This window comes from Pseudodesulfovibrio mercurii (assembly GCF_000189295.2).
GTDB classification, from domain to species: Bacteria; Desulfobacterota; Desulfovibrionia; order Desulfovibrionales; family Desulfovibrionaceae; genus Pseudodesulfovibrio; species Pseudodesulfovibrio mercurii.
On record NC_016803.1, the window covers coordinates 2,341,507 to 2,358,238 of the forward strand.

Consider the following 16,732-nt stretch of genomic DNA (forward strand, 5'->3'; position numbering starts at 1 on the left):
CCCCTTCCGACACACAGACCGGCACGGCCCGGCGGCGCCGTGATCAGGGGGGATGATGCGACTCAGCGTGAAGATGATCTTGTTTTGCCTGCTGGCGGGGATCGTGCCCTTGGCGGGCATGGCTGGTTACAGTTTGCACACGGCCTCGGTCAGCCTGAAGGAGCAGTCCTTCAGCAAGCTGGTCTCCCTGCAGGAGGCCAAGTCCCACGAGCTGGACGGCCTGACCGAGCTGTGGAACCGGGACATCACCATGTATTCCGAGGCCAAGTACGTGTACAGCGCCCTGGTCCGGCTCCGTGACATCATCTTCTACGCGGCCCAGCCCGGCCAGCCCATGGACCTGAAGAACGAGGACTACGCCCACGCCCTGAAGCGGGTCGCCCCGGACTTCACGCCGTGGATCAAGGTGCGCGGCTATGCCGACGCCCTGATCCTGGACGACACCGGGCGCGTGGTCTTTTCCCTGGCCGGTGGCCGGGAGCTGGGCGAGGACATCGCCAAGGGCCCCCTGGCCAAGAGCCGGCTCCTGCCCGCCTGGAAACAGGCCCTCAAGGGCGAGACCGCGTTCGTGGACTTCGCCCCCTACGAGCCGCTGGACGGGCAGCCCTGCGCCTTCATCGCCGCGCCCATCCGGCGCTACGGCGAGGGCATCGAGGGCGTGGCCGTGCTGCGCATCCCCATCGAGGCCGTGAACCGGGTCATGCGCACCAGGGCCGGGCTGGGCGAGACCGGCGAGGCCTACCTGGTGGGCCGGGACGGGCGCATGCGCTCGGACCTGTATTCCGACCCCGAGGGGCACAGCGTGGTCGCCTCCTTTGCGGACTCCCGGTCCGGCGGCATGCGCTCCGAGCCCGCCCGACGCGCCCTTGCGGGCGAGAGCGGGCGCATGGACAGCGTGGACTACCGGGGGCGCGAGGTCCTGGCCGCCTATTCCCCGGTCAAGGTGGGCGACACCGACTGGGGGCTGGTGGCCAAGATCGACGCATCCGAGGCCCTGGCCCCGGTGCGCAACCTGAAAAACGCGGCCCTGGTCGTGTCCGGCGCATCCGTGGCGGGCATCGTCCTGATCACCCTGCTCTTCCTGCGCGTGGTCCTGCTCAAGCCGCTCAAGGAGCTGCGCGTCTACGCGGGCCGGGTGGCCGAGGGCGATCTCGCGGCCCGGCCGCGCGGCCGGTTCAAGGCCGAACTCGGCGAGGTCACCGAGGCCATCGAGCGGATGGTCCGCAACCTGGGCGAGAAGATGGGCGAGGCCGAGGAGGCTTCGCGCCTGGCGAGCAGCCGGGCCGCCGAGGCCGAGGCCGCCGCGGTCCGGGCCGAGGGCGAGCGGCGGGCGCGCACGGACGCGGCCCGCGCCCAGCGCGAGGGCATGCTCCAGGCCGCGGGCATGTTGGAGACCGTGGTCTCGGGCATGCGCGAGGCCTCGGCCACGGTGAACCAGGAGTCCGACCGGATCATGGAGGGGGCCAACAGCCTGAGCGCCAGGGTGGAGACCACGGCCGCGTCCATGGAGGAGCTGGCCGGGTCCATCCGCGAGGTGGCGGACAACGCCGAGACCGCGTCCAGGGAGGCGGGCAACGCCCGGCAGCGCGCCCAGGAGGGGTCCGAGGTGGTCCGGCGCACGGTGGACTCCATCGGCGACGTGCACGTCATGACCGAACAACTCAAGGGGCAGGTGGCCAGCCTGGGGACCAAGGCCGACTCCATCGGCAAGGTCATGAACGTCATTTCCGACATCGCGGACCAGACCAACCTCCTGGCCCTGAACGCGGCCATCGAGGCGGCCAGGGCGGGCGAGGCCGGGCGAGGCTTCGCCGTGGTCGCCGACGAGGTCCGCAAGCTGGCCGAGAAGACCATGGCCGCCACCCGCGAGGTGGGCGGCTCCATCGCGGCCATCCAGGCCGACGTGCGCGAGAATATCAAGGGCATGGACCGGGCCGCGACCCAGGTGGACGAGGCCAACCGGCTGGCCGGGGAATCGGGCCAGGCCCTGAACGAGATCATGGCCTTTTTCGAGACCGTGACCGGCCAGGTGGCGGCCATCGCCGCCGCCTCCACCCAGCAGTCCCATGCGGGCGAGGAGATCAACCTGGCCGTGAGCGAGGTGGACGCGGTCTCCTCCCAGACGGCCGAGGCCGTGGCCCAGACCGGCGGGGCCATCGGCGAGCTGACCGGCCAGATCGAGACCCTGTCCAAGCTCTACGGGCTGTTCATGCTGCTCGGCGAGGGCGTGGTCCAGAAGCAGGTGGAGTCCCTGGCCAAGGCCCCGGACATCATCACCGGGACCCCGTCCAGGCAGCACGGGCTGCTCCAGCGGGTGGTCCGGGAGAACCCCAGCCTGGAGATGGCCTGGGTCATCGACCCGCGCGGCGTCCAGGTGACGGAGTTCGCCATGGCCCACGGCAAGGCCGACCCCTCCAAGGGCGGCCCCGGCACCCGGTGGGACGACCGCGACTGGTTCCGCGAGCCCCTGCGCACGGGCGAAAGCTTCATCTCGAACATCTATTATTCCAAGAAGATCGACGACTACTGCCTGACCGTGGCCACGCCCGTGAAGGACCGCGGGGGGAACATCCTCTCGGTCCTGGCCGTGGACGTGCGCCACGCCCAATAGTCGCGCAGCCGTCGGGTAATCGCCACCGGACGGTCAGGAACTCCGCGCCGCAGGCGCATACATGGGGTGCAGGGGTGCGAGCCCCATCGCTGCCGTCGCCATCTCTAAGGCTCGAAGACTCGCCAAGAGCTGGTGCTGCCCGCCGACAAATCCGCAGGACAGCGGATTCGGACGTTGCGGTCTTTCCGCAACGCCCCGAAGTGGGAACCCCATGGAAGGGGCGAATCAAGGCGAAATCACCCGACTGTCGCCGCGAAGCGGCCTTCCTCATCCGCCTTTTCTCCTCGAAAGGCCAACAAGGAGTCCGACATGCTTTGGTACGCGCACCGGATCTATACGCGGGAATTCCTTGCCGCCGGACTGCGCGACCTGTGCCGGTCGGCGCAGGCGACCAAACGCGGCATGACCCTGGTGGCGGGCGCGGCGGTGCTGGTCATGATCGCGGCCCAGGCCTCGATCATCTACGGCCTGTAGCGGCGGCGCAGGAGCGCGATCAGGACGACGGCGGCGGCCAGGCCCACGACCCAGATCAGGCCGGTGACCGGCACCACCGGACGTTCCTCGACCGTGCCCGCGGGCGGGTTGACCACCTCGGCCTTGTCCGGGGCGCGCAGGCCGAAGCGGGCCAGGGCCGTGCCGTCGAAGCGCAGCACGGGCCTGGTGGGCGGAGGCAGCAGCTCGCGCACGTCCTCGCCGTCGAGGGCCCTGCGGACCACCCTGGCCGCGTCCGCGCCCACGGCCTTGGCGGAAGTCATCCACCCCCCCACGGCCCCGCTGCCGAAAACCTCGTCGCCGAGAAGGTAGACCGGCGCGGCGGCGCGCTCGCGGATGAGCGCGGCCACCGCCTCGTCGGTGACCGGGTTGCCGTCCCGGTCCTCGGAAAAGCCCAGGAACAGGACCACGCCCGTGGAGGGCACGCTGGCCAGGGTGTCGCCCAGGGTCTTGAGGTCGAGCCCGTTGTCGTCGCCCGGCTCGAAGCCGGGGAACAGGACCTGGGCCCGGTCGTCGAAGAGGCGCATGGCCTCGTTGACCCGGTCCATGAGCCGGGCCGATTCCTGGGTCCTGTCGGCAATGGCCACCAGCAGCCGGGTCTCCGGGCGCATGGCGAAGATGAGGGCCACGCTGCGGCGCACGGCGGAGGTCATGGCCACGCCCGTGCAGTTGCCGCACTCGGACAGGTCCGCCGGGTCGGGCCGGGCCATGGCGCAGTAGATCACCGGGGCGTCCGGAAAGAGGTTGGCGAACTTGCGGGCAAAGGCGAAGGCCGCGGCGCCCTCGGCCACCACGACGTCGGGCGCGGCTCCGGCCAGGGTCCCGGCGAGCCGGTCGTAGGCCGCGTCAAAGGCGTCCTCGTCCGTGCCCTCGGCCGAGAGAAAGGCCTGACGCACGGAGGCCGCGCTGCCGAGCCCCTCGATGAAGCCCGAGGCCAGGCGCTGGTTCCAGGGGGTGGGTCCGGCCCCGGAATGGAGCAGGAGCACCTCGGCGGCACCGGCCGGTCCGCAGCAGAACAACACCCCGGCCAGGGCCAGGACGGCCGTCAATCGGAAGTGTGTAACCAATGACTTTTGCAAGTGATTCTCCATCGTCAGTTAACGAAAACTGCCGATGCGGCGGGTCTGATCCAACCTATTTCGGGGCGATGCAGACCCGGTTGCGGCCCGTGTCCTTGGCCTGGTACAGGGCGGCGTCCGCCGCCCCGACGAGGTCCGAGGCGGTCCAGCCGACCTTCATGCGGGCCACGCCCATGGACACGGTGAAGTTGACGGGCGTGTCGCCGAGCTTGCCGTCGGTCCGCACGCGAAAGTCATAACGCTCCACGTCGGCCCGCAGGGCCTCGGCCTTGACCGCCGCCCGGTTCAGGTCCATGCCCTGCACGACCACGACCAGCTCCTCGCCCCCGTAGCGGGCCGCGAAGCCGTCGTACTGGATGGCGTGGGTATTGACGATGCGGGCCAGGGCGCGGAGCACGTCGTCCCCGGCCTGGTGGCCGTAGGTGTCGTTGACCTGCTTGAAGTGGTCCACGTCGATCATCATCAGGCACAGCGGCGCGCCCGTGCGGGCGAACTCCTGGGCCACGCTCTTGAGGTGGGCCTCCAGGGAGCGGCGGTTGTGCAGCTCGGTGAGCAGGGGGTCGAAGTCGGCGGTCATGCGGAAGTGCTCGGCCTTGGCGTTGAGCAGGCGCGCCTCCTCGCGGAACTCCTCGATGAGCTCCTGGAACATGCCGCGCACCGTGGACAGGATGTGGGATTTCTGGGTGCCCTCCCGGATGACCCCCACGGTCTCCTCCCGGAAGGTGTTCAACCGGTTGTCCTGGCGCTCGTTGGCCCCGTGCATGGTCGAGATCATCTCGTCCATCTCGTTGATGAGCAGCCCGGCGGTGCGCTTCTCCTGGGTCAGGGCCTCCTCCAGCTCCAGGGCCCCGATGGTCTGCAACAGGTACCCGTCGAGCAGAGCGATGACCGTGTCCAGCCGATTTTCGGAGAAGTCGTTCTCCATGAGCTGTTCGCAGATTTCGAATTGAATCTCGGATTTCTTTTCGTCGGAATAGATGGTCAGGCGGGGAAGCAGGTTGCGCACGAACAGGATGACGGCCATCCACTCCGCCTCGTGGGGATTGTCGCGCTCATGCAGGGTCCTGAAAAACCGGTCGATCTCGCTCGAGCTTTTGGACATGGTCGGGTTTCCCGGGCTGAAGGACTCCGAAAGGCCGGTCACGCATCCGGCCGGGCAACAAGCCGCCTCATCGGCTTGATAGCATCCGTCGTCGCTTCCATTCAAGTGTAAAGGGGGAAAAAAGGCATAAAAAAGTGCGCCTTGCCGGGTGGCCCGGCGGGCATCAGGACCTGACATTTCAAAATATCGCTTTATGACGGCCTGGTGCTTTTATATTTGGCGCACGGTGCTCTTTCTGTGAGCGGGGCGACTCCATTCGCCACATGTGGTATCGAAGAAATCGATGTCTATTTCCTCCCACCCTCCGTCTGAGTTTGCCGTTCCCCTCATTTTCATGAGGACCTCTACCGTTGATTCAAATATACGCCCCCCGGAAAAGGGGCGCAAGGGGCCGCGGCGAACAAACCGTCACATGGGCCGCAACCTCCGGTCAGGCTTGGAGATAAAAATGCAATTTTGTCGGAAGGCGGACCGGGTCACCGGGCAGGGACAGGCTTTTTGCGGAAAGGCCAATTATGACAAGATATTGTGCCCGCGCACAAAAGGCAAGCACAAAGACGGGCACCCCTGTTTTCGGGTGCCCGAGGCCGTGTTGCGCCCCGAAAGGGCTAGGCGTCCTCGAAGGGATCGCTGATCAGGTCCAGGACCCTTGCGCGGTCCAGGAGGTGCGCGTCCGAACCCTCGGCGGCCAGGTCCAGGCCCAGCTCGCCCAGGCTCTGGTCGGCCTCGGCCGCTTCCCGGCGGCCCAGGTTGCGGGTCACGGCGGTCATGGCCTCGTCCAGGCTTTCCCCGGCACGGGCCTTGAGTTGCTCAATGCGTTCACGGGCGACCCCGGCGACATCATTCTGGGTCCCCACGGATTGGATAGCGGGCATATTCGTCTCCTTCGCGTAGTCTGCCACAACTACAGCAAAACCCGTGCTCCACAAAAAATATACCCTTAATCCAGCATATTATCGTTTTTATCGTCGTGCGGTGCGGCAGGTTTTGCCGCCCGGCTGACCGGAACCAGGAACAGGGTAAGGACGATGAGGACGAAGAACAGGCCATAGGCCGCCGCAAACCAGGCCGGATCAAATTCAGGAAAAAGCATCCGGCCGAGCCAGCGGGCCACGAACGAGACGGGTTCATCGGACGTCTGCCCGGCCGCCCGGCGCAGGGCCGTCTCCCACACGGTCAGGGGGCAGAGTCTTCCGGCCAGGGTCTCGGCCAGCACGAACCCCATGAGCCCCGCATGGGTCCAGCGGAACCACGGGTTGCGCACGAACCGCCACCCGAGGGCCGCGCCGATCCAGACCAGGGGCAGCCCCAGCACGAGAAACAGGGCAACGGCGAAATGGACGGCCAGGACCGCGTCCGCCCACTGGGCCGGGGCCGGACCCGTCATCGGCCCGGTCCGGGCAGCCCGCGCAGGAACCGGCGCAGGCCGTCGGCATAGCCCGAGGTGCTCAGGAAGCCGCAGTTGTGATCCCCGGACAGGGCCCAGAACAGCTTGGGGCCGCCGTATCCGTCATACAGCCTGCGGCCCATGGCATAGGGCACCAGGTCGTCCTCCGGGCTGTGCAGGAACAGGGCGGGCACCCGCACCCCGGCCAGGGCGCGCTCGCTGTCGTAACGGTGACGGATCAGCCAGCGGACCGGCAACCACGGGTACTGGGCCGCGCCCATGTCCGCCACCGAGGTGAACGTGGATTCCAGGATCAGCCCGCCCGGCTCCGTGCCCGCCTCGGTCAGGTCCGCCGCCAGCCGCGCGGCCACGCCCCCGCCCAGGCTGCGCCCGAACAGGACCACGTCGCGCGGGGCAAACCCCTTCTCGCGCACCAGCCAGTCCCAGGCCGCCAAGGCGTCGCTGCGCGTGCCCCTCTCCGACGGCCTGCCCCCGCTCAACCCGTAACCCGAATAGTCGAAGGCCAGCACCGACAGCCCGAGTTGGTGAAATATCCCATACGTCTCCATCAGATACGAGACGTTGCCCCCGTTGCCGTGGCAGAGCAGCAGGACGCGCTCCGCCCCTTCGCACGGCAGCCACCAGGCATGAATTTCCGTGCCCAGCCCGTTGACCAGCCGGACGTCCTCATACCCGAGCCCGGCCTGGTCCGGCGTGGCCGCCAGCGCCCGACGCGGACAATAGACCAGCCCGCGCTGGGTCAGGAACACCCAGGCCGCAATGCCCGCATAGACCGCCAACGCGGCCGCAACCATGTCCCACATCGTCCACATGCGCGCACCATACCACCACCTTGCGCGTTTGTGCACCCTTTCCATTTTCCGGACCTTGTTCTATTTTGCCCCCATGGACATCGCAGGCATCATCCTGGCCGGGGGCCTCGGCACCCGCATGGGCCACGTCAAGAAGGCGTTCCTGACCATCAACGGCCGGACCATCCTCGACCGGCTGCTCGCCGTGTATCGCCCCCTGTTCCCGGAAATCCTCATCGCCGCGCGCGACAAAAACGACTACGGCGCGTATGACTACCCGGTGGCCGAAGACAGATACCCCGCCCGCTCGTCCCTGACCGGCATCCACGCGGGACTGAGCGCCATGCGGGCCGGCCACGGGTTCATGGCCGCCTGCGACGGCCCGTTCCTCCAGCCCGGTCTGGTCCGCGCGCTCCTCGACCAGGCCGAGCCCGACGACGACGTCATCATCCCGCGCAAGGAGGACGGCTACCTCGAACCGCTCTGCGCCATCTACTCCCGACGCTGCCTGCCCCACATCGAAACCCAGCTCGAACAGGAAAACTTCCGCATCATCAGCTTCTTCGACCAGGTCCGGGTCAAGGAAGTCCCGGTCGCCCTGCTCCAACACGGCGACCCCCACCACGTCTCCTTCTTCAACGTCAATTCCCCCGACGACCTGCGCCAGGCCGAACACCTGGCGGCGGAACTCGGTTTGTAGGGGGCGGCACGACGGCCAAGGGCTCGGCGGAAGAATGCCTCCGGCGGCCCCTTCGGGGGGAGCCCTCGCCGGGCGGCGTCTCCGACGGGCAGGGCGCTGCCCTGCACCCGCTCAAGGCCGAGGGCCTTGAGAATCCCATGTTCGCTTCGCTCAGGGGCGTACGGCGGCGGAAGGCTTGGCAAGGGACGCCTTCCGCCGTGCCGGTGTGCGATTTCGGGCAGAAAAAACGGATGGGACGGCGTGCTGCTTCACCGAACGAAGCACGCCGTTTTTTCTGCCCGAAATCGCGGGGTTTGTTTTTTTAAGAAGGGAATAACCCGCTAAAAAGTGCCGTTCCGCCGCTTTTTACCAACGCCGCGAAACCGTCAAAACGGGTTCCGCCGACCTCTCCGGCGGCGTTGGGCAACCGTCCTGAAGGGTTCGCGCCGGGCGGCCCTCCGAGGCCCGTGGCCGTCCGGCGCGAACCCTTCGGGACACCGCCTGCCCGCCCCCGGCCAATCCCGCCGCCAACAATCTCCCCCCTTCCGCCCCGCTCCCAACCCGCACATCCCCCCGCGTCCGCACGCCCCTGCCGAAGGCACACAAAAAAGTTTGGGAGAGTCCAGAGAACCCTTTCCAAAGGGTTCTCTGGCCGCCGGAGGCGCCTGCCCGGCGAGGGCCCGCCGGGGGCATTCCCCGGCTTGTCTAGAAGAAGGCGCTCATGACCAGGTCGATTTGGGCGGCGTATTGGCTGACGGCCTGGTGGAGGGTGATTTCGGGGTCGAGTCCGAGGAGTTCCCAGGCCTGTTCGTCGAGGCCGGGCATGACGTACATGCCGCCCTGGGCGATTTCCACGGCATTGGTCAGGTTGTCGGCCACGTGGATGACGGCGGGTTCCAGGGGGTTGGGGTAGGCCATGGGGTTGTGGTGGTAGTTGATCATGACGGCCAGGCTTTCGGGGAATTTCCAGGCTGCGAGCAGGGGTTTGCTGATGTCGGTGTGGTTGAACTCCATGACGGTCTGTTCGGCGTCCACCAGGGGCAGGCAGTTTTCGCGGGCGAAGAGCATGGCCTCGGTGGAGGCGTAGGGCAGTTTCTTGAACAGGATGAGTCGGCCCACGTCGTGGAGCAGGCCGCCGATGAAGAACCGTTCGGGGGACAGGCCGGACTGGGTCCCGGCGAGCATGCGGGCGAAGATGCCGCAGGTGATGGAGTGTCGCCAGAAGGACGGCATGTCCACGAGTTCGGGCGGGATGTCTTTGAAATAGTTGATGGCCGAGATGCCGAGCGCCAGGGTGGACAGCTCCTTGCCGCCGACCAGGGCCACGGCGCGGGTGATGGAGTCGATGGTCTGGGGGAAGCCGTAGAGGGGCGAGTTGACGAGTTTGAGGAGTTTGGCGGACAGACTCATGTCGGTGCTGACGACCTTGGCCACGCGGTCGGCCGAGGCGGCGTTGTCTTCGAGGACCTCCTTGATGCGGAAGAAGATGTCCGGGAAGCTGGCCAGTTCGGTCTCGTGCTCGACGATGGTTTCGGGGGAGCCCATGCCCTGGGTGAAGATGTCGTCCAGGTGTTCGACGTTGGCGGCGCGGCGCTCGTCCGGGTCGGGCAGTTTCCAGCCGTCGGCCACGGCGCGGGCGGTCAGTTCCAGGGCGATGTGGAACATCTCGATGACGGCCGGGTGGTCCGGGTTCACGTACAGGAAGAATTCGCGGACGTAGTCCTCGATGGCCAGCAGGTCGTCTTCGGACAGGTCGGACAGGTCCGGGGCCACGTCGGCCTCGGTCACGCCCGTGCGCCGGAGCAGTTCCAGCTGGCGGTCGGCCAGTTCGGTGCCGCTGCGGAAGAGCAGTCTGCCGTCCCTGGCGACCAGGTCCGAGGCCAGGATCATGCCCGCCTTGAGTTCGTCCAAGCGTTTCATGCTCATGGCCTATTCCTCCTTCTTGTACGCGATGGCCCCCGCGTTGAGGACCGGCCGGAAGGACTGGGATATCTTGTGCAGGGACTCGGAGTGCCCGACCAGCAGGTAGCCGCCGGGCAGGAGGTTGTCGTAGAAGGCCTGCACGACCTTGCGTTTCATGGCGTCGTCGAAATAGATGATCACGTTGCGGCAGAAGACGATGTGGGAGCGCGGCACGCGCTTCACGGCCAGGGCGTCGTTCAGGTTCAGGGGCTGGAAGTTGACCAGTTTGCGGATGCGCGGGTCGAGTTCCCAGCCGCCCTCGACCGGTTTGAAGTACCGCTTGCGGATCTCGTCGGGCGTGGTCTTGAAGGCGTACTCGGAGTAGATTCCGGCCCGGGCCTTGTCGATCATCTCCTCGGACAGGTCCACGGCGGTGATGGATATCTTCCAGCGGGCGATCTCGGCCTTGAGGGTCTCGAGCAGGAGGAAGACCAGGGTGTAGGGCTCCTCGCCGGACGAGCATCCGGCGGACCAGATATTCAGTTCCAGCCTGCCCGCCTTGCGCTGGCGGTCCAGGATTTCCCTGAGAAGGTTGTCGCGGAAGGAGTCGAGCTGCTTGGTGTCGCGGCAGAAGCTGGTCTCGTTGGTGGTGACCAGCTCGAAGACCCGCTGGAGTTCCTGGCCCCGGTCCACCTTGAGGTATTTGACGTAGTCGCTGAAGCTGGTCAGGCCGAGCTGGCCCAGCCGCCGGGAAAAGCGGCTCTCGAACAGGTACTTGCGCTTCTCGTCCACATAGATGCCGCTCTTGTCGTAAATGAAGTCGCGCAGGTCCACGAACTCCTGGTCCGTGATCTTGACGCCCTTCCGCAGCGATGTGGATTTACTGAATAATGTACTCATGCGCCGTTTTCCGGCCCGGTCCATGGGCCGTTATCCCAGCGTGAGCATTACTGCACATGGTCGGGCCAAGGCCAGTATAAATTGTTGAATATAACGGGGCGCGGGCTAGGCGCGCAGGTAGGTCCGGACCGGTTCCCGGCCGCACAGGGCGCGCGAGGCGCCTTCGGCCAGGGCGGACATCTCCACCTCGCCGGGGACCACCTCCACCGGGCCGAGGAAGCGCACCTGGCGGGTGATCTCGTCCACCAGGGCCGCGCTCCGGGAGAGCCCGCCGGTCAGGACCACGGCGGCCAGATCCAGGCGACCCTCTTCGTCGGTCAAGGCCGGGGCCATGGAGACCACGTACCGGGCCATGCCGTAGGCCATGGCCCGGAAGACCAGTCCGGCCCGCTCGTCGCCCCGGTCCATGCGGGCCAGGACCTCGCGCGGGTCGTTGGTGCCCAGGTGGGCGGTCAGGCCGCCCTGGCGCAGGATGGTGGTGCGCAGCTCGGCGTACTCGCGCCGTCCCTGGTGGACCATGTCCAGGACCGGCACCAGGGGCAGGCTGCCGGTGCGTTCCGGGGTGAACGGCCCCTCGCCGTCCAGGGCGTTGATGACGTCCACCACCCGGCCCCGGCGGTGGGCCCCGATGGACACCCCGCCGCCCATATGGCAGACGATGAAATTCGAGCGCGCGTAGTCCACGCCCAGCCGTCCGGCCGCGATGCGGGCCACCCCGCGCTGGTTCAGGGCGTGGAAGATGGACCGCCGCTCAAGCCCCGGCAACCCCGTCAGCCGGGCCTTGTCCATCATCTCGTCCGTGACCACCGGGTCCACCACGTAGGCGGGCACGCCCCACTGCCGGGCCAGGGCCAGGGCCAGCATGCCGCCCAGGTTGCAGGCGTGTTCGCCATACCGGGCGTTTTGCAGGTCGTCGACCATTTCGTCCGACACTTCGTAAACGCCCCCCTCCAGCGAGTGCAGCAGGCCGCCGCGCGCGACCACGGCCCGGATGCGTTTCGGGTCCGTGCCGGTCTTGCCCAGGAACTCGCCCACCAGGCGCATGCGGAAGTCGAACTGGTCGGCCACCCGGACGAATCCGGCCATGTCCTCGCGGGCGTGCTGAAGCTCCTCGGCGGCCAGGGTGTCGCCGCCCTTGTACAGGGCCACCTTGGTGGACGTGGAGCCGGGATTGATGACCAGGATGCTCACGAGCGGCTCCTCCGGGACAGGACCGAGGCCAGGGCGATGGAGTGAAACTTGGACGCGTCCGAGTCGCCCCGGGACGGGACCACCACCGGCACCCGGCTGCCCACGACCACGGCGGCCATGACGCAGCCGCACAGGGTGGACAGGGACTTGTAGAGCACGTTGCCCGCCTCGATGTTCGGGGTGACCAGGATGTCCGCGTTGCCCGCCACCGGGCTGTCGAACCGCTTGGTGGCCGCCACCTTGCGGGACACGGCCAGGTCCAGGGAGAGGGGCCCGAGAACGCGGGCGTCGCCGAACTGGCCCTGGCGGGCCATCTTGGTCAGGATGTCGCCGTCCAGGGTGGCGGGCATGGCCGGATAGTTGATTTTTTCCGTGGCCGCCAGAATGGCCGCCCTGGGACCCTCCATGCCGAGCATCCGGGCCACGTCCAGGGCGTTCCTGAGAATCTCCACCTTGCGTTGCAGGGAGGGGGCGATGTTCACGCCCGGATCGGTCATGATCATCAGCCGCCCGTCCACCGGGGACTCGAACACCGCAAGATGACTGAGGATGCGCCCGCCGTGCGGGACGCCGGTCTCCTTGTTGAGCACCGCCTTGAGCAGGGTGGCCGTGGGCACCAGCCCCTTCATGATCAGCTGGGCCTCGCCCTCGCGGAACAGCCGGACCGCCTCGAACACCGCCGCCCCGTCGTCGGCCGCGTGGACCTGCCGGAAGGGCGAGATGTCCAGGCCCCGCTCGTCCGCGATGCGCTTCGTCTCCTCCATGTCGCCGACGAGGATGGGCTCGGCCACGCCGCGCTCATAGGCCTCGATGCCCGCCCGGAGCACGAACCCCTCGGCGGACCGGGCGATGGCCACCTTGGGCATGTCCCCGGACCGGCCCAGGTCCAGGGCCGCCTGGACCAACCCGTCCAAACTGGTTATGGGCTGAAATTCCGACACTTACTCATCCCCGCGCTTGAGCGCGATCATCCCGGAACGGCACATGGACTTGATCCCGTAGGGCACGAGCATCTTGATCAGCCCGTCCACGCGCTCCTGGTCGCCGGACAGCTCCACGGTGACCGTGGTCTGGCCCATGCCGACCACGTTGGCCCGGAAGACCTCGAAGACCTGCATCAGCTGGCTGGTCTGGGCGGGCTCCATGGCCACCTTGATCATGACCAGCTCGCGGTCCACGAAGTCCTTGCGCGACAGGTCGTCCAGCTGGATGACCGCGTCCAGGGACTCCAGGTAGCGGCCCACCTTGTCGATGGCCTCGTCATCCCCGTCCACGCAGAGCACGATGCGGGACACCTGCGGGTTCTCGGTCTCCCCGGCGGCCAGGGACAGGATATTGGCGTCGTATTTGCCGCACTCGCGGGCCATCATGGCCAGAACGCCGGGCTCGTTGCGGCACAGGGCGGACAATGTGCGTTTCAAGGGGAATCTCCTTGTTGCGGTTGGCGTGCGCGGGTTTCCGCGCCCAAGCACAATACGCGATACTCGGCCCATTGCAAATCTCTGCGAGCCGCTCCCGGCCGTGCCCGACGGCCGGTGCAAGTCGTTGACCGTGTCCCGGCGAAGACCTATCGTCCCCGCATGGCTCCCCTTCCCCCCGAACCCGTTCCGGACCTGGCCCTTGCGGCAGACGATCCCGCCGCCTTCTGGCGGGCGATCGACGAGATCGTCAACAACTCCAGGCTGGTCATCGACCGGCCTGCGGGATCGCACCATCCGAAATACCGTCACGTGACCTACCCCCTGGACTACGGGTACCTCGCGGACACGGCGTCCATGGACGGCGGCGGGATCGACGTCTGGCGAGGACGCTCCGGTTCGACCGAGCCCGTGGCCATCGCCTGCACCGTGGACCTGCTGAAGAAGGACAGTGAAATCAAGATACTGCTCGGCTGCACGCCGCAGGAGGTGGAAACCGTCCTGCGGTTCCACAATTCCAGCAAGTACATGAAGGCCATCGTCGTGACCCGGCCCTGAACCGGCCGCCCCCTTTCCGACGGCACCGCAACGCTTTCGACTGGCAACAACCTTCCGGGGCGTGTATGGTGGGTCCATCGTGATCCATTTTCTGCGCGAAAAACGGTGGTTTTTCCTCACCCTGGCCCTTCAGGCCGCCATGCTGCTCCTGCCCGCGCCCGAAGGCGTCACGCCCGAGGGCTGGCGCGTGCTGGTCATGACCGTGGGCGCGACCATCCTGTTCATCACCGAGCCCATCCCCCTGCCCGCCGTGGCCCTGCTCATCGTTCTGGGCCAGGTCTTCCTCCTGGGCCTGGACTCCTCCCTGGTGGCCAAGTCCCTGATGAAGGACTCGGTCCTGTTCATCATGGGCTCCCTCATGCTCGCCGTGGCCCTGGTCAAACAGAAACTCGACAAGCGGTTGGCCCTGCTGATCATCCGGGTCACGGGCTCCAACACCTACTCCATCGCCTTCGGCATCTCCGTGTTCTCCGGCCTGCTCGCCTCCTTCATCGGCGAACACACCGTGGCCGCCATGATGCTGCCCGTGGCCCTGTCCCTGGTCCAGCTGGCCACCGACGACCAGAACCAACAGCGCGCCCTGGCCGTGCTCTTCCTCTTTTCCATCTCCTACGCCTGCGCCATGGCCGGCATCGGCACCCCGTCGGGCGGCGCGCGCAACGCCATCATGATCGACTACCTGCGCGACTTCTTCTACGCCCCGGACGACCCGGCCACCTTCCACTACTCCGTCTCCTACCTGCACTGGATGATCTACGCCTACCCCATCTTCCTCATCCAGCTGCCGCTCATGCACCTCATCCTGCGCCGCACCTTCAGGACCGACCTGCACGACCTCGGCCCGGCCGTGGAAAAACTCAAGGAACAGGTGGGCAGCGAAGGGGCCCTGACCGGCCGCCACTACGTGGCCATCGCCCTCTTTCTCCTGACCCTGACCGGCTGGGTGGGCTTCTCCTCCCGCTTCGGCATGGGCACCATCGCCCTGCTCGGCGCGGTCCTCTTCCTGGTCACCGGCCTGGTCCGCTGGCAGGACCTCAACTCCGGCGTCAACTGGGGCGTGGTCCTGCTCTACGCCGCCGCCATCTCCCTCGGCGTCCAGATGCGCGACACCGGCGCGGCCGCCTGGGTCGCGGGCATGTTCATGGACGCGCTCGCCCCCTTCGGCCTCAACTCCGGCCTCGGCCTGCTCGCCGCCGTCATGCTCCTGACCACCTTCATCACCAATACCATGAGCAACGGCGCGGCCGTGGCCGTGCTCGGACCCATCGTCCTGACCATCGCCCTGGCCACCGAGACCAACCCCCTGGCCGTGGGCATGGTCACCGCCATATCCAGCGCCTTCGCCTACTTCACCGTCATCGGCACCCCGGCCTCGACCATCGTCTACTCCTCGGGCTACCTGCGCCCCTCGGATTTCATGAAAGTGGGCTGGCGCATGGCCCTCATGTCCTTTATCGTGCTCCTGACGGCATCCAAACTGTACTGGCCGATCATAGGCCTCTAGGAACCTGCCCATGACCCAGGACGACAAACTGCGAATCCTCATCTGCATCGGCGGCGGACCCGAAGCCTACGCCGGACTGCGCTACGCCGTCCGACTAAGCAAAACCTCCTGCGCCGACATCACCCTGCTCTACGTCCGCCCCCTGGACAGCGGCCTCAACTCCGGCGGCCTCGAAGTGCGCGTGGCCCGCGAAAACGTCCTGGACTGGGGCCTGGAACTGCCCGGACTGCGCCAGCTTAAACGCGCCCGCGACATCCTCGTGGAACTGGGCGAGATCGAACCCGGCCACAGCCGCGAATGGAAATACCGCGAAATCACGGGCGACCCGGCAGGCGAATACGTCCGCGACTACGAAAACCCCTGCGGCGGCCTCGTCTCGCTCCGCCTGCGCACCGCCGCCGACGTGACCACCGCCGTGTCCGACGAGGCCAAACGGTTCAACGCCGACGTGGTCATCGTGGGCGCGTCCCCCGAACCCCTGACCGGCCTCAAGAAACTCTTCTCCCGCAAACCCCTCGCCCTCCGGATCGCCGCCCACGTCCGCTGCTCCGTCATCCTCGCCCGCAACCTCGAACCCGGCCGCAACCACCTCGTCTGCGTCCAGGATACCGACCAGTCCCGGGCCATGCTCCCCATGGTCAGCCGCTACTTCCAGTCCTGCCAATACCCCGTGTCCATCCTGTCCGTGGCCCCCACCGAGGCCGACCTCGCCTCGGCCCAAAAAGCCGCCCAGGAAGCCGCCGAAATCCTCGGCAAACTCGGCACCACCCCCGCCGAAATCCTCGTCGAAGTCGGCGACCCCGTCGAAACCATCACCACCATCGGCTACGACTTCTCCCTCATCCTCGCCTCCGAATCCCTCAAACCCTGGTTCGCCAAAGGCTTCAGCGTCTCCCACGAAGTCGCCGAAAAAGCCCGCAACTCCGTCATGATCGTGAAATAACGGTCGGGGACAGGGAAGGCCTCCGTCGGGGCGTCGGAGGGATGAGCGAAGAATGCCTCCGGCGGCCCCTTGATTCGCCCCGTCCTGGGGCTCACCCCTGCGGGGTCGCGCCTTTCCAGGCGCGGTCCAAATCCGTTGTCCTGCGGATTTGTCG

Annotated in this window: 16 protein-coding genes; 6 read left to right on the forward strand and 10 right to left on the reverse strand. The window is 67.1% G+C overall.

Annotated features, from left to right (window positions below; translation table 11 throughout):
* The first annotated feature begins 55 nt into the window (after positions 1-55).
* Together DND132_RS17690 and DND132_RS18515 are read left to right on the forward strand one after the other, a co-directional pair.
* Positions 56-2,611: a methyl-accepting chemotaxis protein gene (locus tag DND132_RS17690; RefSeq protein ID WP_014322743.1), complete on the forward strand. Its 2,556-nt coding sequence runs from the start codon at positions 56-58 to the stop codon at positions 2,609-2,611.
* 309 nt (positions 2,612-2,920) lie between these two features.
* A complete protein-coding gene (locus DND132_RS18515; RefSeq protein WP_014322744.1) occupies positions 2,921-3,085 on the forward strand; it encodes a hypothetical protein in 165 nt (54 codons plus the stop codon).
* On the opposite strand, the gene DND132_RS10630 is transcribed toward DND132_RS18515, so the two are convergent.
* The 5 genes from DND132_RS10630 to DND132_RS10650 all read right to left on the reverse strand — a co-directional run bounded on the left by DND132_RS10630 (position 3,073) and on the right by DND132_RS10650 (position 7,504).
* Positions 3,073-4,182, reverse strand: coding sequence for a hypothetical protein (locus DND132_RS10630; protein WP_148266981.1), 1,110 nt, complete (start codon positions 4,180-4,182; stop codon positions 3,073-3,075). The two genes, DND132_RS18515 and DND132_RS10630, sit on opposite strands and share 13 nt — an antisense overlap.
* A gap of 55 nt (positions 4,183-4,237) precedes the next feature.
* Complete coding sequence (locus DND132_RS10635) at positions 4,238-5,284, reverse strand: GGDEF domain-containing protein (protein ID WP_014322746.1); 1,047 nt, start codon at positions 5,282-5,284, stop codon at positions 4,238-4,240.
* Between the two features lie 608 nt (positions 5,285-5,892).
* Positions 5,893-6,159, reverse strand: a complete 267-nt coding sequence (locus tag DND132_RS10640) for a hypothetical protein (RefSeq protein WP_014322747.1) — start codon at positions 6,157-6,159, stop codon at positions 5,893-5,895.
* Between the two features lie 65 nt (positions 6,160-6,224).
* Positions 6,225-6,671, reverse strand: coding sequence for a DUF2784 domain-containing protein (locus DND132_RS10645; protein WP_014322748.1), 447 nt, complete (start codon positions 6,669-6,671; stop codon positions 6,225-6,227).
* The gene (locus DND132_RS10650) at positions 6,668-7,504 is read right to left on the reverse strand and encodes an alpha/beta hydrolase (RefSeq protein ID WP_041915774.1); all 837 of its coding nucleotides are present in this window, start codon (positions 7,502-7,504) and stop codon (positions 6,668-6,670) included. The genes DND132_RS10645 and DND132_RS10650 overlap by 4 nt, the downstream gene beginning before the upstream one ends.
* A gap of 73 nt (positions 7,505-7,577) precedes the next feature.
* On the opposite strand from DND132_RS10650, the gene mobA reads away from it, so the two are divergent.
* Positions 7,578-8,183, forward strand: coding sequence for a molybdenum cofactor guanylyltransferase (mobA, locus tag DND132_RS10655; protein ID WP_014322750.1), 606 nt, complete (start codon positions 7,578-7,580; stop codon positions 8,181-8,183).
* Between the two features lie 684 nt (positions 8,184-8,867).
* Here mobA and DND132_RS10660 read toward each other — a convergent pair.
* The 5 genes from DND132_RS10660 to ilvN form a co-directional block, all read right to left on the reverse strand.
* Complete coding sequence (locus tag DND132_RS10660) at positions 8,868-10,088, reverse strand: HDOD domain-containing protein (protein ID WP_014322751.1); 1,221 nt, start codon at positions 10,086-10,088, stop codon at positions 8,868-8,870.
* 3 nt (positions 10,089-10,091) lie between these two features.
* Positions 10,092-10,964 carry a CheR family methyltransferase gene (locus DND132_RS10665; RefSeq protein WP_041915775.1) on the reverse strand — a complete coding sequence of 291 codons (873 nt, stop codon included), beginning with the start codon at positions 10,962-10,964 and terminating at the stop codon, positions 10,092-10,094.
* Between the two features lie 105 nt (positions 10,965-11,069).
* A complete protein-coding gene (gene buk, locus DND132_RS10670; protein WP_014322753.1) occupies positions 11,070-12,155 on the reverse strand; it encodes a butyrate kinase in 1,086 nt (361 codons plus the stop codon).
* A complete protein-coding gene (locus tag DND132_RS10675) occupies positions 12,152-13,096 on the reverse strand; it encodes a phosphate acyltransferase (protein ID WP_014322754.1) in 945 nt (314 codons plus the stop codon). The genes buk and DND132_RS10675 overlap by 4 nt, the downstream gene beginning before the upstream one ends.
* Positions 13,097-13,576, reverse strand: a complete 480-nt coding sequence (ilvN, locus tag DND132_RS10680) for an acetolactate synthase small subunit (RefSeq protein ID WP_014322755.1) — start codon at positions 13,574-13,576, stop codon at positions 13,097-13,099.
* Positions 13,577-13,735: 159 nt separating this feature from the next.
* Here ilvN and DND132_RS10685 point away from each other — a divergent pair, with 159 nt between their 5' ends.
* The 3 genes from DND132_RS10685 to DND132_RS10695 all read left to right on the forward strand — a co-directional run bounded on the left by DND132_RS10685 (position 13,736) and on the right by DND132_RS10695 (position 16,578).
* Complete coding sequence (locus tag DND132_RS10685) at positions 13,736-14,131, forward strand: hypothetical protein (RefSeq protein WP_014322756.1); 396 nt, start codon at positions 13,736-13,738, stop codon at positions 14,129-14,131.
* A gap of 79 nt (positions 14,132-14,210) precedes the next feature.
* Entirely contained in the window at positions 14,211-15,635 is a 1,425-nt protein-coding gene (locus DND132_RS10690; protein WP_014322757.1) for an SLC13 family permease, read from the forward strand.
* Between the two features lie 10 nt (positions 15,636-15,645).
* Positions 15,646-16,578 carry a universal stress protein gene (locus tag DND132_RS10695; RefSeq protein ID WP_014322758.1) on the forward strand — a complete coding sequence of 311 codons (933 nt, stop codon included), beginning with the start codon at positions 15,646-15,648 and terminating at the stop codon, positions 16,576-16,578.
* Positions 16,579-16,732 lie beyond the last annotated feature (154 nt).

Coding starts and splice junctions, on each gene's coding strand:
- mobA (WP_014322750.1), top strand. CDS start 7,578: ATGGACATCGCAGGCATCATCCTGGCCGGGGGCCTCGGCACCCGCATG.
- DND132_RS10645 (WP_014322748.1), bottom strand. CDS start 6,671: ATGACGGGTCCGGCCCCGGCCCAGTGGGCGGACGCGGTCCTGGCCGTC.
- DND132_RS17690 (WP_014322743.1), top strand. CDS start 56: ATGCGACTCAGCGTGAAGATGATCTTGTTTTGCCTGCTGGCGGGGATC.
- DND132_RS10665 (WP_041915775.1), bottom strand. CDS start 10,964: ATGAGTACATTATTCAGTAAATCCACATCGCTGCGGAAGGGCGTCAAG.
- DND132_RS18515 (WP_014322744.1), top strand. CDS start 2,921: ATGCTTTGGTACGCGCACCGGATCTATACGCGGGAATTCCTTGCCGCC.
- DND132_RS10650 (WP_041915774.1), bottom strand. CDS start 7,504: ATGTGGACGATGTGGGACATGGTTGCGGCCGCGTTGGCGGTCTATGCG.
- DND132_RS10660 (WP_014322751.1), bottom strand. CDS start 10,088: ATGAGCATGAAACGCTTGGACGAACTCAAGGCGGGCATGATCCTGGCC.
- DND132_RS10640 (WP_014322747.1), bottom strand. CDS start 6,159: ATGCCCGCTATCCAATCCGTGGGGACCCAGAATGATGTCGCCGGGGTC.
- DND132_RS10635 (WP_014322746.1), bottom strand. CDS start 5,284: ATGTCCAAAAGCTCGAGCGAGATCGACCGGTTTTTCAGGACCCTGCAT.
- DND132_RS10685 (WP_014322756.1), top strand. CDS start 13,736: ATGGCTCCCCTTCCCCCCGAACCCGTTCCGGACCTGGCCCTTGCGGCA.
- DND132_RS10695 (WP_014322758.1), top strand. CDS start 15,646: ATGACCCAGGACGACAAACTGCGAATCCTCATCTGCATCGGCGGCGGA.